Source organism: Leptothoe sp. LEGE 181152 (genome assembly GCF_032906605.1).
Taxonomy (GTDB): Bacteria; Cyanobacteriota; Cyanobacteriia; order Phormidesmidales; family Phormidesmidaceae; genus Leptothoe; species Leptothoe turfae.
In genome coordinates, this window is the sequence record NZ_JASATU010000024.1 from 66,561 (window position 1) to 82,748 (window position 16,188).

Below are 16,188 nucleotides of genomic sequence, written 5' to 3' on the forward strand. Positions count from 1 at the left end.
GGTTACAAAGAAACTAGGAGTCTAATGAGGATAAAAGAGTAGGAAAAATGAGTATATTGAGCCGGTTAGAACAGATTGCCAAACGGTAGAATCTGGAGAAAGGGACCAAGAAAATTACTCAGCCCATCCGATAGGCGAGCCGCCGCATTGGGGTCAACAACAACAATATCGTTGTGTTGCAGTATGGGGTTTCCGTCAGCATTAAGCCCCTGGGCTAAATCCACCTCAAACGACTGCTGGGTAACAGTCCCATCAGGGTTTAAGCGAATCAAGGCCACCGTTTCTTTGGCACGACGATTAAAACCACCCGCCGCCAGAACAGCCTGATTGAGGGTGGTGCTAGCCGCCACAGCAACAGGGCCAGGGCTTTCGACCTCACCCACCACATTGACCGCAATTGAATCTGGCGACAGATTCGTAGCCGTGAGTAGACTAATATCTTCTGAGTTGGCCGTCAGGTTAGTTGGCACCACAATGGTGTCACCTTCTTGCAAAATTAAATCTTGTTCGCGTTCACCAGATTCCACCAGTTGCCACAAATCGAGGGAAATCGTTTGACTTTCACCCAAACGCGTTGTTCGCTTGACCTCTACCTGGCGAAGATTTGCCAGGGGTTTTACCCCACCAGCCAATTGCAAGGCACGGGTTACCGTCAGCCGACCCGGCTGCTGCACACTGGTGGCAGTGGCATTATTGCTAGTGATAGACTGACCCGACCCAGAGCGCGAGGCATAGTTGTAAGTGCCTGGACGAAAGACTTCACCAACCACAGCAACACTAATGGCTTCTTCCTCATCGGGGCCAATATTAGACAGGGCAATCTGCCTTGACATTTGCACGTCAATCTCATCCATTTCAATGATGGTGATGGAGTCACCATCACGCAAAGGAAAATCTTGAGTCAGATCCCCCTGGGTGAGAAGCGCAGATAAATCACTAACTACCCGTTGCGTGCCACCATTTTCCACCCGGCGTCGAATTTCCACTCGCTTTAAATCAGCTGCCTGGGTAATCCCGCCTGCTACCTTAATCGCTTCGATCAGGCTAGGAAACTGCCCTTCGCCACCCACGGGTAGGGTATATTGACCGGGCGTATGAATTTCTCCTGTGAGGGCAATACGGAGCTGACGGGGTGTTAAAAGATTTACAGTGATTTGCGGATAACGGACTTCTGATCGATATTTCTCGCTAATAGCTAATTCCGCCTGAGCCAGGGTCAAACCACTTAGCGATACCTGGCCAACGGCGGGTAAATTAATGTTGCCATTGGCTAACACTCGCTGCTCACCGCTATACTCAGGTACATTAAACACATCAACGGTGATCAAATCCCCCGGTCCCAATAAATAAATATCATTGAGGGATGAAACGGATGCAGCAGAAACTGTTATGTCGGGCAGTACGGCCAGGGCTGGGCTACCGACAGCAGTTCCCAGGGCAAACCCTGTTATTAGGGCTGTCCGAATTACCGTTTTCAAATATCTGGAGCTAGTCATTGCAGGACATATAGAAGGCTAAAAACGATGCAAGATAATACTGGGCGTTGCTGAACCAAACGATGGCGTTATCGAAGAATGCTGAGATATGCCGCTTTTAACAGTTTGGTTTATCCTTTAAATCAGCAATAGCAAATACTGAAACGTTTAACAATAATGTAGGTAGACCTGAACACCACAGACAATAGTCAGAGAAGCCGTTATCGCCCTCTAGAGAAATGCTGTCGATGGCCCGTAATATCCGGAAAATCCTGAACTTTATGGCGTTGCTATATATCTATTTTATATAGTTAGCAAATAGTAGAAAGACGGAGAGATGAGTATAGTTTTTTACGAGTCCTCATCAAGAATTTGGACTGTGGGACTAAGACTTTTGCATGAAAAGAATGTACTGTTTTGAGACATGTTGGAGGTCTGTTCCCTTAAGTTGGCGAAGCCTGCTCTTTAGGCTGAGGGGAATACCTTGTCCCCTCCCAGGAGTAGGTCTGTTTCATTGTCTAGACAGAAAATCTGAAGGTATTGAAAGCTCATTTGAGGAAAGACATGCCCTACTTGGAGGTGGGCCAAACAACAATGCGATAACCTGATTAATTGACCCCGCCGTAACCCTTAATTTAATGCCATTGAGGACAACCTAGTAGGCTGGGTCCTTAGGGCGGCCTCCCGGCCCTAACCATGGGGGTTCGGGGAACTCGGAGGGACCCCAAGCAACCGGTTTTGGCTCCCTCCGATCATCTCTCGATTCAGCATGAATGAAGTAATAAGCCTTACAGATTTTCTCTGGTGAACACGAAACAACCCTGCCTTTACCAAGGGGGGAGTTAAAGGGGGTGAGGCAACCGCGAACGCTAGTTTCCAGTACTTGTGTGGACACTGTAGCCTTACGAAGGAGGAACCAACGGAGTGGTCTACAGGTGTTAGCGCTAGTTATCCAGACCCCTCCCTGACGGTTCCCCTTCGTCAGGGGAACCCCTGGCAGGCCATATTGAAACCTATGATTTTTAAGGGTTTTAGCCATTCTCTCTGACTTATGTATACACCGTAGACCTTGGTAAGGGAGGGGGCTACACAATTTCACGATTGGAATCTTATTAATATTCAATCGTTTGCCAAAGGAAAATTCAATGACTGAGAGAGAATTGAGACTATCGGCCAGTCGATAATGGTCGATTGACAAAAATATAACCTGATAGTATTATTATTCGAGATTCTGGAGGCTATCTCCGCATAATAGCTTTGATTTAGTCTATCGTTCTGTGAAAATTTACTCAATGCTTGAGTTTGCTGATTATATATAAATATTTAGCTCTGAAGCACTGATAGTAGGAACCTGGCATTTTAGAGTTTGCCCTATTTTTATAACAAAAAAACAGCATGAGATGATCTTGTAGGACAGTTTCCTTCTCAGGATATTTCTGTGGGTGAGCAGCAGACCAAGTGGGTTCAGATTGTTCAGACCCTCTTTTGTGGAACTATTTACATTCGCCTAATTAGGATACTGGGGGTTCCCCCATGCTGCGTTTGATTAACTACCCCTGCCCGTGATTATACTGAGTGGCTGTATCCTTTATTAGGAAAGGATTTCCATCAAAAATAGGTGGTTATTTCATCCGGAATATGACAATGTTACCAGTAACTTAATTGGGAAATATCAAGTAGATCTGCTCAGTACGTCATCAAGGCTATTTAACTGGGGCATTGCTGATCCTCGGGATGACTTTAGTTGTGAGATACCGTCAAGTATCAATGCCTCTAGACCGGTTTATCCTCTAAATCAGTAATCGCTTACCTTGAGACAGTGCTATGTTTTTTCAATTGTGTGTTTAGGTAGGTGATGTAAAAATACGATCTTGTCGGTTGGTGTAAAGTATTGTTTCTTTGAACTGTCTGTTTATTTTCTATGTCTAATGGCCTCTTACTCCCGAGGCTGTTGGATGGTAGCAGTATTTTTTTCATAGGTTTTCTAGCTGACGATGCGCTCTTTCTTACGAACAATCTTTAGAAACCACATGTTATCGATAATTGTTTTTTATGGATAACGTGTCCACATCAGGGATATGCTTGACAAAAGTGCCTGTGACAAATTGTAGTATGGGAACTTTATTTATTTGCCGCTTCCTAAGTCAATGCATCTGCTGTATTTCAGCAAAAAGCGGGCTCTACCAAGAATGTTATCTGCAACTTACTGAGGATATTTCTGATAAAGAAGCTACCTATTATTTATGCCCCTAAACCCTCCACCATTGGGAAGCTTTGAGGTTTATTTCTCCTAGCATTTAGAAAAATCTAGTATGCCTAGGGGGAATATCACGATTCTGTCTGACTGGGGGCTTTTAACCGGTATAGTCTTTTCAAGAAAACGCCTTGACTAAGAGAAGTTGCATCGAAACTGCTTGACGGTTATTGATTTAAGACCTGAAGAGCGTGCTGTTTGCGAATACCAACATCTATTACTTGTTAGATCTATGTTGGCATTAATGTGATGCTTGATTTGTCAGCGTTGTTTTTTGGCTACGGTTTTTATTTTTTTGCTTTTATCAGTGCATTTGTTGTTGTTGTTGTTAGTGTCCCCATTGTTAGGACATTAGCAATTCGTTGCAGCCATGTGGATTTGCCCGACGATCGCAAGGTTCATCAAGTTCCAATGGTACGTTTGGGAGGGATTGGTATTTTTCTGGGTACACTGGCAGCCGCCATCTGTCTCTGGCGATTAGGTGGCTTTAGCTATTTATTGCCGATGGCCCAACGAGAAATAGCAATTATTTTACTGGGGGGCAGTAGTTATTTTCTATTGGGCTTTTGTGACGACTTAAAAGGACTTTCGCCTAAGTTTCGTTTAGTCTGTCAGTTAGCGATCGCAGCCCTAGTGTGGCAAAACGGCATTCGCATTGACTTTTTTAATGTGCCAGGCATAGGTCTGGTACATCTAGGATTGTTAAGCTTGCCAATCACGTTGTTATGGATTGCAGGGATGGTGAATGCCATTAACTGGATTGATGGTTTAGATGGCTTAGCTTCGGGGGTGAGCGCCATTGCTGCCCTGATCACCGTGGGGATTTGTTTATTTATTGGCGAACCGTCGGTGGCGTTGTTGGCCATGTGTTTGGTGGGTAGCCTGTGTGGTTTTTTGGTCTATAACTTTAACCCGGCCTGTATTTTTATGGGTGATGGGGGATCTTATTTTATTGGGTTTATGTTGGCGGTGATTAGCGTGACCGGTCTGGTAAAAGGGGCAACTGCCGTTACAATTCCATTGATTGTATTAGCGGTGCCAATTTTTGATATGACACTGGTGATTATTTCACGGTTGCTGCGGCGTAAGTCTCCTTTTATTGCTGACAAAAGCCATTTACACCATCGGTTATTGAAGATTGGTTTTTCCCATCGTGGTGCTGTGTTATTTATCTATGCCCTCAGCCTCTGGATTGGTAGCTGGGCCTTTACCCTGGCTCCGATTCCCAATGGTATTTTGGCAATGGTGATTTCTACACCCATCCTTGGCATTGCTTCCTGGCGAGCCTGGCGAGTGGCGCAGGTTTCCTAAAGACTTTCTTGAACGTTTCGCTTTTACTACCCAATTAAATGAACTGTTCTTGTAAAAACTAATGATTACAGCACTTGAGTCACAACATATTGTATCTCCGATACGACGTTTGAAAATTTGTCATTTATCGAAGTACTATCCACCTGTACCGGGAGGAATAGAGACTCATGTGCAGTCACTGGCAAGATCTCAAGCAGAACTTGGACACGACGTTAGCGTTCTTTGTAGTAGCTCAAAAGAATTCCATAAAAGCCAAAACTTGAGTGGTTGTAACACCATTGAAGTCGATAAAGGCGTTTGTGTGATTCGCTTTAGGTGCTTGCTTTCTATTGCAAAGCTCGATTTGTCCCTAGACTTACTTAAATATTTGTGGACCGTTGCAACAAGCAAAGAATATGACATTGTTCATATCCATACTCCTAATCCAACAATGATATTAGGGTGGTACCTAGTTTGCTTCTTTGCTAGCTTTCGGAAACTAGGAACTGCCTCACTAGTCGTCACACATCACAGCGACATCATTAAACAGAGATTTAGAAAATTTTTATTATACCCTTTCAAAAAGTTTGTATATGAGAAAGCTGTATACATTCTTGCGACAAGCCCTAATTATTTGGATGGTTCCAACTTATTGAGTATATTTCATTCAAAAGTAAAAGTTTTATCCTTGGGTCTGGATCTGCAACTTTACCTCAATCCAACGCCTGCCTCCGTAGCTTACAGGAGCTATTTAGAACATAAATATGGTGATCAAATCTGGTTATGTGTGGGTCGCTTAATCTATTACAAGGGAATTCATATGGCCCTAGAAGCTCTTACTAAAGTTCCAGGGAAGTTGTTGATTATAGGGACAGGAAAACTTGAAAAAAAGTTAAAAGAGAAATCCACTCAGCTAGGTGTTTCTGAGCGAGTAGTCTGGTTGGGGCATGTTGATCAAGATCAGCTAGCTGGGGCCTATCAGGCTGCTACTGCCTTCTGGTTTCCCTCAAACGCGCGCAGTGAGGGATTCGGTCTAGTGCAGGTTGAAGCCATGGCCAGTACTTGTCCAGTCATCAATACACACATTCCTGGTAGCGGTGTGTCGTGGGTAAGCCGACATCAGCAGGAAGGTTTCACTGTTGGAATTGGTGATGCAGAAGCACTAGCTAAGGCTGCTAGCCAGCTACTTGAGGATAAAGAGCTGAGAAATCACTTGGCTGAATCTGCCAGAAGGCGTGCCTGCAAAGAATTTGAGCAGATGAGAATGGCTGAACAAAGCCTGGAAATTTATAGGAATGTTTTAGGTCAACCACACGACCTCGTCATGCCCCTAAAAGCAAAGGAGGGTGTGAGCGCTTAACAACTCTAAAGTAGAATCTTCTCAAGTAAAACAATTCTATCGGATTCTGATTTATGAAAGTTTTACATCTTTATTCGGGCAACTTGTTTGGTGGCATAGAGACTTTATTGATTACGCTGTCTCGAAAAAGCAATCTATGCCACCAAATAGAGCCACATTTTGCGCTTTGCTTTGATGGCAAATTAGCAGATGCTTTACGTGCATCTAATGTTGAAGTGCATCAGATTGGTTACACCAAAACTAGTAAGCCGTGGACTATTTTGTCAGCGCGACGGCAGCTGCGCTTATTGTTGAAGCGTCAGAAGTTTGATGTGGTGATCTGTCATAGTTTTTGGGTGCAGGCTATCTTTGCTCCTGTTGTTCAAATGTCGTCTGCTGCTTTGGTATTCTGGTGTCATGATATTCCTAAAGGCAAACATTGGATAGAGCGATGGGCAAAACTCACAAAGCCTGACTTAGTGATTGCAAACAGCCGCTGCACGTTAAAAACTATATCGAAGCTTTACAAAAATGTCAGGACAGAGCTACTTTACTGTCCGGTTGAGTCGAGTATTTCTAAAAAATCTAATGCTATCCGTCGCAAGATACGCAGAGAACTGAAGACACCTGTCGAGAATGTTGTCATTGTCCAGACATCACGTCTAGATTGGTTGAAAGGACAACATAATTTGATTCAGGCATTAGGGCGATTAAAAAAACTTGAAAATTGGACATTATGGATAGCAGGAGGCGTACAAAGGGAACACGAAGAAAATTACCTGAATTCACTAAAGCATCAAGCTATAGAGCTAGGAATCCACAATCAAGTTCACTTTCTGGGTCATCGTTCTGATGTTCCTGAACTTTTGACTGCTGCTGATATTTATTGTCAGCCTAATGCTGCACCAGACGCTTTTGGAATTGCGTTTATTGAGGCGTTGTATGCAGGCCTCCCTGTTGTCACTACTGATATAGGTGGAGGCGGTCCTGAAATTGTTGATGACTCCTGCGGTATATTGGTTCCTCCAGAATCTCCAGAATCTTTGAGTGAGGCTTTAAGGACTTTGATCATAGATGATATTTACAGACGAAGACTAGCAGTTGGAGGTCCTAAGAGAGCAAAGGATCTCTGTGATCCATCGCAGCAGATAGCACGCTTGCATCAAATATTCGAACAATTAACCAAGAGTTTAGTAGTAGCATAATAGTCTCTCAAGGTAACCAGTCAATTTTTGAGAGAGATGTTTACAATGGCTAAACCAGGCAGGGTAGTTAATGTAACAATTCCTAATCAGTGTTTATATAGTTTTTCTAGACCAATTGAAGTTATGAATCTTCTAGGCATCTTGAAGCCAGAGTACTTATATCAGCCTGAGTATCTCTACCGTAGACTCTTAAATGTGCAGAGTGATATCTCTTCAGAATTTGCCGATTTGTCTATGCCCTGCGATCTAAAAATTAGAGTTCGGCCTTTGGAAGAACATGGCAAAGCTTTGGCTACTTTAGGAGTGGTCGATTTGGTGACATCTGAAGCCCTTTGGCGTTTAACTGACCCAGGAGAAATATCTTTAGATGTGGGTGCCAATATTGGATACATGTCCGCCATACTAGCTGCTCGAACTGCCTTAAAATCCGGTGGTAAAGTTTATGCTTTTGAAGCACACCCTGAAATCTTTGAAGAGCTTAGCTTCAATCTCAAGAATTGGCAAACAAGGCTGTCAAACGTGACATTAATCTCTCAACAGGTTGCTCTCTCAGATCGTATAGGGGTTGTTCATATCAGTGAACCACTTGGCTTCGATACAAATAGAGGCCTTGCATCAATTGCTTTCCAAAATGCAGATTCTGTTAGTCAGCCTGAAATTGAGAATATTTCCGTTAAGTCAACAAGTTTAGATACAGTACTTCCAGATACCTCAATAGGTGTAATGAAATTGGATGTGGAAGGTCATGAGCTAAACGTTTTGAAAGGTACAGCCAATTTGCTTCGCCAACACAAAATACGAGATTGTATATTTGAAGAGCATAATGACTACCCAACATCAGTGACTCAATATTTTGAGGAGTGGGGATACAGTATATTCCGCCTCAAACGAAATTTCTATGGACCATCATTAGTTAATCCTCATATGCCTGTGTCAGAAGTACGCTGGTTACCGAAGAGCCTACTTGCGACTTGCCAACCTAAAAGAGCAATTAGGCGATTTGAGCGTAAAGGTTGGAAAATTTTGTCAAGATAATTGAGGTCATCTTATTTAATCGAAGTTGTTATTCTAATGATTTACTTATCTTCATGGTAAGAATTTAAATGAATAATTAGAAAATTTTTCCTCTAGAAAAAACACCATTTTTCATCCATTACTGAAGTGCATACAGCGATTTCCCATTCAAGAAAAACTGCTCTAGGTAGTCTCAAGCAAGATTGGGGCTGGCCTCAGACTTTTATTTTCCTACAATTCCTATTACAGCTGTTGCTACTGCTCCCTCAATTTGGGGTTTTGAGAATCCCAATGCGAGTTGCCACGTTTGCACTCAGCCTATTCCTGCTGGTGCAGTTGAGGGGAGGCCGATTCAAGTATCCTGCTACGCGACCGGCGTTTGTTATCATTTTTATTCTGTTGTGTTCTATTCTTCATCCTCAAACGAATACACTATTGAGCTGGGCTGCTCAAATTGCTATGTATGTAGCAATTTTGGGGCCAATTTTTTGGGTAAGACACACCAATGTAACAACGTCTGGTTTTCGCCTACTCATACTTATAATGTGGCTTTTCCACTCGATTAGTGCTTTATTCGGTGTCTTACAGGTCTACTATCCAGGTAAATTTCAACCATTCTTGTCCACAGCTTCTCAGAGTAATCCCTTTTTAGAAGGGTTACAAATTACGTTGGCCAACGGTCAAACTGTCTACCGACCCATGGGTCTAACCGATCAGCCAGGGGGAGCGGCATTAGCAGGTTTTTATGCAATTATCTTTGGTGTAGGCATCGCCTTAAACTCTCGAAATCGCTTGTTGCAAGGATTTTGTGCTTTGAGTTCGGCAATAGGATTATTTGTCATTACTCTGACACAAGTGCGCTCAGTTTTGATGTTTGTCATTATTTGCCTATTGAGCCTTGCACTAGTTTTACTAGTGCAGAAAAAAATTGGTCGATTAGCAGCACTTAGCGGTGGAATAGTTAGTATCAGCATTGCGGTAATGGGCTGGGCCGTTGCTGTTGGCGGTCAATCAACAATTGATCGCTTTTCGGCGCTGTTAGCTGATCGTGCAGATGCTGTTTATTATGAACATCGAGGATACTTTTTAGAGGAGACTTTAAATCATCATTTGCCTCAATACCCGCTAGGGGCAGGTCTAGGTAGATGGGGGATGATGCATAGTTATTTTGGCCATGATAGTTTCCATAGTCCCTCGCTGTGGGTAGAAATTCAATGGACAGCGTGGCTGTTTGACGGTGGCGTTCTGCTGATCATTGCTTACGTAGCGGCTTTATTGATAGCTTTCCACATTGCGTGGAAAATTGCGATGAGTCGAGAAATGGGCGATCTACAGTTTTGGGGAATGCTAATTTTTGCATATGACGTTGGTTCCCTTGCTATTACATTCAACTATCCGCTTTTTATCAGTCAGACAGGTATGGAATTTTGGCTGTTAAATGCAGCACTTTACACAGCAGCTTGCACGAGTTGGCGACAGAATGTGCAGAATAAGCTTCTTTATCCCTTAGAGCCGACCTAACTTCTTTAAAATTCAAATATTTACACTGATAGAGTACTTATTACGATGAAAACGCTATCTGCTTCTCTAATGTCTTCAAAAGACAAGATATTAGAATCGGAAGAACAACTGTTACTAACTAAGCCTTATCTACTCATAACAGGTGATTTTGTTAAAACTGGTGGTATGGATCGGGCCAATTATGCTTTGGCCAGTTATCTAGCGAGAACAGGCTGCGAGCTTCATCTCGTTGCCTATCGCGTTGCACCTGAACTTATTGCTTATAAAAATGTAACCTTTCATAAGGTCTCCAAGCCGCTAAATTCTTACCTTTTAGGGGGAGTACTGTTGAGCTGGTTTGGCAAAAGGATAGCAGCACAGCTTTCTGCTCGTGATACTAGGGTTATTGTTAATGGTGGCAACTGTCAGTGGGGAGACGTTAACTGGGTGCACTATGTGCACGCGGCCTATAGACCCACTCAGGCCGTCAGCTGGCTGCAAAAAATTAAAGCAGCAATGACTCGCCAGCGATCATTAAGAGCTGAAAAACGGGCGATCGCAAAAGCAAAAATTGTAGTCTCTAATTCACAGCGTACCAAACAAGATCTAACCGAGAAGGTGGGTGCTTCACCAACTAAAGTTCACTGTGTTTACTACGGAATCGATACGGATATATTCAAACCAGCCACAAGTCAAGAACGAGAACTCCTTCGTCACGAGCTTGGATGGTCATCAGAAGGATTTATCGGTGTGTTTATAGGGGCACTGGGTGATCGTCGCAAAGGGTTTGATACATTGTTCGATGCTTGGAAGCAACTATGTCAAATCCCAAACTGGGATGGCCAGCTCATGGTAATTGGCTCTGGAGCCGAATTACCTATTTGGCGACAGCGCTTAGTCGATGAAGGAATAGAAAGCCATATTCAATTTTTAGGATTTCGAGACGATGTTCCCAATCTACTTAGGGCAGCAGACTGCTTAATTGCACCTACACGATACGAAGCATATGGATTGGGGGTACATGAGGCGCTTTGCTGTGGTTTACCCACATTAGTCAGCCAAACAGCGGGAGTAGCAGAAAGATATTTACCTGAACTAGAGGAGCTAAAAATTGTTGATCTTAACGATTCAAACGCTCTGAAAGAGCAACTATGTATGTGTATAAATAATTTAGAGCACTTTAAGGGCTATTCTCGAAAGCTTTCTAGCCAGCTAAGGAAAGAGTCCTGGGATGTAATGGCCAAGAAAATTTTGACCGTTATTGAAACTGCACGATGAAACCGTTGCGTATTCTATTAGTTCTACCTTCTCCCCCTTTACCCTTTGGGACTGCGGATGGTAGGTGGTACTACATTTTATTAAAGGAACTAGTTAAAAGAAAGTATTGTCTCACAACTTTTGTTGCCTGTAAGAGTATAAATGAGATTGATGAAATCAAGAGTACTTTCCCCTCATCTGAGTACGATATAAGGTGTTATTTATATAATCAAAAATCAGGAATACTCGGCAAATTTAAAACAGTTCAACAACCTTACTCTTATATATTTAGTCAAGCATTACAAAAAGACTTAAAACGTGAACTATCAAAACCGTTTGATGTTTTACATCTAGAACAGATTTGGAGCGGTTGGCTTGGGAAGGGGCATGAAAGTAAAGCGCTTCTCAATATCCATTACCTATTCTCAGTTGATGGCACTTTTCAATCTCCAAATACGCTAGAGAATAAATTTAGACGATTACTCAGCTGTAGGGCTGAAAGAAAGTTATTAAAATCTTTTAACTTGATTAGCACATTGACGGATAGATTAACTCACTCCGTTCAACAGCTAAATCCACAGGCTGAACTCCATACAGTACCTATGGGCATAGATTTGTCTCTATATCCATTTGATAAAGATAAGCTTGCTAATCATGCTCCGACAGTGGGGCTTATTGGTAACTTTGGCTGGCGACCCTCTTATTTAGCAGCGGAAAGGCTGCTGACTCGTTTATGGCCAAGTATTAACGAGGCAGTGCCTAATTCACGATTACAAATTGTGGGACGCTCAGCGAAGAATGCCTTAGGATCTTTTATAGATACGCCTGGTTTAGAAATTTATCAAGATGTCCCAGATATAATTCCGTACTTTCAAAGTACTGATGTTTTATTGTATGCACCAGACTCAGGAAGCGGCATGAAAGTCAAGGTAATGGAAGCTTTTGCCTTGGGAACACCCGTAGTTACGACACAAGAAGGAGTTGAAGGATTAGAAGCTGAGGATAGGGTCCATGCAGGTATTGCAGATGATGACAAACTATTGATTGCTAGAACCGTAGAAATGTTAACTGATTCATCCTTTTCTAAAGCTTGTAGAGACCAAGCTAGAAAGCTAATGGAAGATAAATTTAATATTATATCAACTGTCTCAAAGGTGGAAAGTGTCTATGAACAGATTAGCTCAAAGCAATAATTATGAAAATTGGATTTGATGTACGAAATTTGACTTCCTCAGTTATGAGAGGAATGGATAGATATACTATTTCTCTTATTAAAGAACTTTCTAATGTCGGTCATGATATCACTCTATTCTATAGAAAATCAGAACCTATTAATCCTAAAAATATTAACGGAATTAATTGTAAGGTAGTAGGCTTATCTGACTGCGGAGGATTTTCGTGGGAACAATTAGTCATACCAATTGCTTTGTTAAAGGGGAAATTTGATATTTACCATGCCCCAGCCGAGAGAGGAGTTCCTATATTATCTCCTTGCCCTGTTATATTTACAATTCATAGTGTGACAGCACATAGTTATTATGCTTTGACACATAGAAAATTATTACCAGGAAAAGCAAAAGACTATCTTGGATACGATTTTGATCCAAATAAGATAAATTTTGAAAATGCTCTACTGTATCTACAGGTCAAAAAAGCCGCTTTTATTTTAACTCCCTCCAGTTTTTCTAGGGGTGAGATTATTGAGTTTTTGAACGCAAATCCCAAAAAAGTTATAGCGACTCATCTTGCTGTAGACGAAGAGTTTTTGTCCGATAGAAAGCAAGATAAAAGTAAGGATCTAATAATAGGAGGAAAGAAAATAGAGAAGCCATATCTTCTCTACGTGGGAGGCTACGAAGATCACAAGAACGTCATCGGTCTTATAAAGGCATTCTCTAAAGTTAAAGAACATAGGGAAAATCTTAAACTTGTAACAGTTGGGACTTATGGTATTCCAAACTTCTTAATAAAAGAAGCTGAGAAGTTGCATCTAAGGTTAGAAAGAGATATATATTTTCTATCTGACTTGAAAGATGAGTTACCTCTACTTTATGAGCAGGCGGAAATACTAACAACATTATCTTGGAGAGAGACCTTTTGTTTACCTGCCCTAGAATCTATATCTAAAGGGACGCCTGTTATAGGAAGCACGTTAGGTGCGGTTGCAGAAGTTATTGGGGAGGCTGGAATAACTGTTGACCCAGAGGACCATGAACAATTTGTTCATGCCGTGGTTCATTTTCTAGAAAAGGTTGATCGAGATAATACAAAGGATATATGCATTAAACAATCAAAAAAATTTTGTTGGAAAAAAACAGCCGAGAAAACATTCTCAATGTATTTGAAGGCATCAGGCCAGCAATTAAGCCCAAAATAAAGAATTGGTTTGTAAGTGCATGACAAATCGGCTTTAGTTGATGCAGGATATAACCTTGTCTGCACGTGCATGCCTCAGTAACATGAAAACAACCGTAACTTTTGATTGTTTTAAAGATATTCTAACCCATTATTTTTAACTTTCAGTAATATTTTCTAGGAGAAAACTTAATGCTTACTAAAATCCAGCATCAACTGTTAAGAGCATGGGGTTCAACAGGTATTGCACCTGGATGGCATTATCAACAAGTTGAAAACTTTGGCGCTAGGCTAGATAAAGATATTGTTGTACAAGCTAAACTGCCCAATGGTTTAGCTCTACCTTGCAATATAAAGGATCATGTTCAGAGACAGATCTATTTCCATGGTGTTTATGAACCCATAGAATCTTATCTTTTTACAAGACTGCTAGAACCTGGAATGACGGTGATTGATGCAGGTGCAAATATTGGGCAATACTCTCTCCTTGCGTCAGGTATTGTTGGCAAAATGGGGAAAGTTCACAGTTTTGAACCTATAGATCAAACTTTTTCAATATTAGAAAATAATATCCTTAAAAATAATATTTCTAATGTGATACTCCATCAATGTGGTCTTTGGGATTCAGACTCCTCCGTGAGTTTGGGACTATCTCCTGAGATGAGTGACAATATTGGTTCTTATAGTATAGGTGTGTATGATGGATGCTTGAAATCGGATGTTCGTGTAGTTGCTCTAGATGAATATAGACAAGAAGCCTCCATCAGTTCAGTTGACTTTATAAAAATGGATATTGAGGGAGCAGAATATAATGCTCTCTTAGGAATGCAAAAAACTGTCGAAGAAAATCAACCTATTTTCTTAATTGAAATTAATCTTAAAGCATTAAATAGATTAAAGACATCGCCGCGAAAAATTTTGGATTATTTCCTAGAGCAAAATTACAAGGGTTATTTTATAGATTTATCAGGATTCAGAAAAGTAACAGTTGAATCTATACAAACTGTTAATCAGAAAAATGCCATATTTTTGCCAAGCTTAGAAAAATATGAATTAAAAATTGCTCATATGATTAATCATGATTTTCCTTTGAAAGAAATTTTTCAATGGGCAATGGCTGGATATGAGAAAAATCGATGCCTTTAGATAATCAGATATTAACTTTATAATAGATTAATGAGTGAGATGACTTGCAGCTATGACTAAGTTTATTACAAGCTAATGAGACTTTTAAGCTTTATTTTTTTTGTTTATCCTGATTTATTTACTACATAGCTTGGTGATTCTTATGACAATTAATTTATATAAGGAAGAAGCTAGAAAAGAAAAAAAACAAAATAATAATTTTGCACTTATAAGTGGAAGCTTTGGTAAGCAAAATTTAGGAGATGATGCTTTGCTAAATGCATTTCTCTTACGTAATAAGTCTAAGTATCAGAAAGTGTTTGCTATTTTAGAAGAAAACTTTGTTGAAGGAATTGAATCTGAAGGGGTAGATTTTTTAGAGATGCCTAAGTTGGCAATAGGAAGAGATTTTCTAAAAGGTACCTTTGATCGTTCTCGTAAACGTCAACAGATTCTCAATAAAAATTCTGGAATGCGTGGAGACTACTATTTAACAGGAGGTGTTTTAGGGTTTCCAATTCATGTAAAAATAAGATACAAAGAGCTGCTTTGGGCAAAAACAGTTTGTTCGAAATTTATTTATTATTTTGGTGATGCTGAGTATAAACCTTACAATCTGAAAACTGCCCAACAATGGGTGAATACAATGAATGATTCTGATAGCTGGATTTCTGTGAGGTCTATTGAAGCTGCATCACTTTTGACTCAAACTGGATATAGCAGAAATATTCATGTTGGTCTTGATCCCGTCTTGTTTGAGAGAGTCAGTTATAGTCAAAAACCATTTCAGCGACATAAGGCTTGTGAGGAAGTTCTTGCTTTAATTCCATGTGTAGCCAATATTGAAAATATGCGAGATACATGGATAAAAATCGCTGTTTCTGGTATAAGAAGAGGCTTGAAGCTGCGGTGGATTTCCTTTTGTGATCCATATGACTTAGAAATTTGCAGATCTCTTTTTCAGGAAATATCTCATGAATATCCGAATCATCCCCAAGAGATTTGTTATGGGCAGAATATAGATGATTTTTTGAAGGATCCTGTCTGCTGTGTTGCTGCCAGATTACATGGTGCCATTTATTCGATTACTAATGGTATCCCTACGGTTGCTGTGTGTTACGCAAAGAAGATAGAGAGATTGTTTAATATGCTCAACCTTGAAAACTGGATTCTCATACATAGTTCTTGCCATAGTCCTGCTTCATCAAGCATTGATAAGTTCTCATCAATGCTTGATGAAGCTATGAGTAACGGCTGGTGTATCAACTCTAAGAAGTTTGATGACAGATTAGAGAATCATAAAAAAGCGCTACAAAACCTAAATGCTTTCATCAAGTAGTAGGGTAACTGAAAGAATAACAAATCAAGACTGAG

Annotated in this window: 11 protein-coding genes; 10 read left to right on the forward strand and 1 reads right to left on the reverse strand. The window is 40.9% G+C overall.

Translation table 11 applies throughout. From position 1 onward, the window contains the following. Positions 1-65 precede the first annotated feature (65 nt). Positions 66-1,496, reverse strand: a complete 1,431-nt coding sequence (locus QGP82_RS14380) for a polysaccharide biosynthesis/export family protein (RefSeq protein ID WP_499059811.1) — start codon at positions 1,494-1,496, stop codon at positions 66-68. Between the two features lie 2,482 nt (positions 1,497-3,978). On the opposite strand from QGP82_RS14380, the gene QGP82_RS14385 reads away from it, so the two are divergent. From QGP82_RS14385 to QGP82_RS14430, 10 genes are all read left to right on the forward strand, one after another. Continuing rightward, positions 3,979-5,040 (forward strand): MraY family glycosyltransferase, encoded by a 1,062-nt coding sequence (locus tag QGP82_RS14385; RefSeq protein ID WP_499059813.1) that lies wholly within the window; start codon positions 3,979-3,981, stop codon positions 5,038-5,040. Between the two features lie 61 nt (positions 5,041-5,101). Continuing rightward, positions 5,102-6,379 carry a glycosyltransferase gene (locus QGP82_RS14390; protein WP_499059816.1) on the forward strand — a complete coding sequence of 426 codons (1,278 nt, stop codon included), beginning with the start codon at positions 5,102-5,104 and terminating at the stop codon, positions 6,377-6,379. A 53-nt stretch (positions 6,380-6,432) separates the two neighbouring features. Continuing rightward, entirely contained in the window at positions 6,433-7,563 is a 1,131-nt protein-coding gene (locus tag QGP82_RS14395; protein ID WP_499059818.1) for a glycosyltransferase family 4 protein, read from the forward strand. 45 nt (positions 7,564-7,608) lie between these two features. Beyond that, positions 7,609-8,598 carry an FkbM family methyltransferase gene (locus QGP82_RS14400; protein ID WP_499059820.1) on the forward strand — a complete coding sequence of 330 codons (990 nt, stop codon included), beginning with the start codon at positions 7,609-7,611 and terminating at the stop codon, positions 8,596-8,598. Positions 8,599-8,868: 270 nt separating this feature from the next. Next, positions 8,869-10,098: a hypothetical protein gene (locus QGP82_RS14405; protein ID WP_499059822.1), complete on the forward strand. Its 1,230-nt coding sequence runs from the start codon at positions 8,869-8,871 to the stop codon at positions 10,096-10,098. A gap of 45 nt (positions 10,099-10,143) precedes the next feature. Then, the gene (locus QGP82_RS14410) at positions 10,144-11,355 is read left to right on the forward strand and encodes a glycosyltransferase family 4 protein (RefSeq protein ID WP_499059825.1); all 1,212 of its coding nucleotides are present in this window, start codon (positions 10,144-10,146) and stop codon (positions 11,353-11,355) included. After that, positions 11,352-12,527, forward strand: coding sequence for a glycosyltransferase family 4 protein (locus tag QGP82_RS14415; RefSeq protein ID WP_499059826.1), 1,176 nt, complete (start codon positions 11,352-11,354; stop codon positions 12,525-12,527). Before QGP82_RS14410 ends, QGP82_RS14415 begins: the two co-directional genes overlap by 4 nt. A 2-nt stretch (positions 12,528-12,529) precedes the next feature. Next, positions 12,530-13,711 carry a glycosyltransferase family 4 protein gene (locus tag QGP82_RS14420; protein WP_499059828.1) on the forward strand — a complete coding sequence of 394 codons (1,182 nt, stop codon included), beginning with the start codon at positions 12,530-12,532 and terminating at the stop codon, positions 13,709-13,711. A 170-nt stretch (positions 13,712-13,881) separates the two neighbouring features. After that, a complete protein-coding gene (locus tag QGP82_RS14425) occupies positions 13,882-14,835 on the forward strand; it encodes an FkbM family methyltransferase (protein WP_499059830.1) in 954 nt (317 codons plus the stop codon). 142 nt (positions 14,836-14,977) lie between these two features. After that, positions 14,978-16,153 (forward strand): polysaccharide pyruvyl transferase family protein, encoded by a 1,176-nt coding sequence (locus QGP82_RS14430; RefSeq protein WP_499059832.1) that lies wholly within the window; start codon positions 14,978-14,980, stop codon positions 16,151-16,153. Positions 16,154-16,188: the final 35 nt, after the last annotated feature.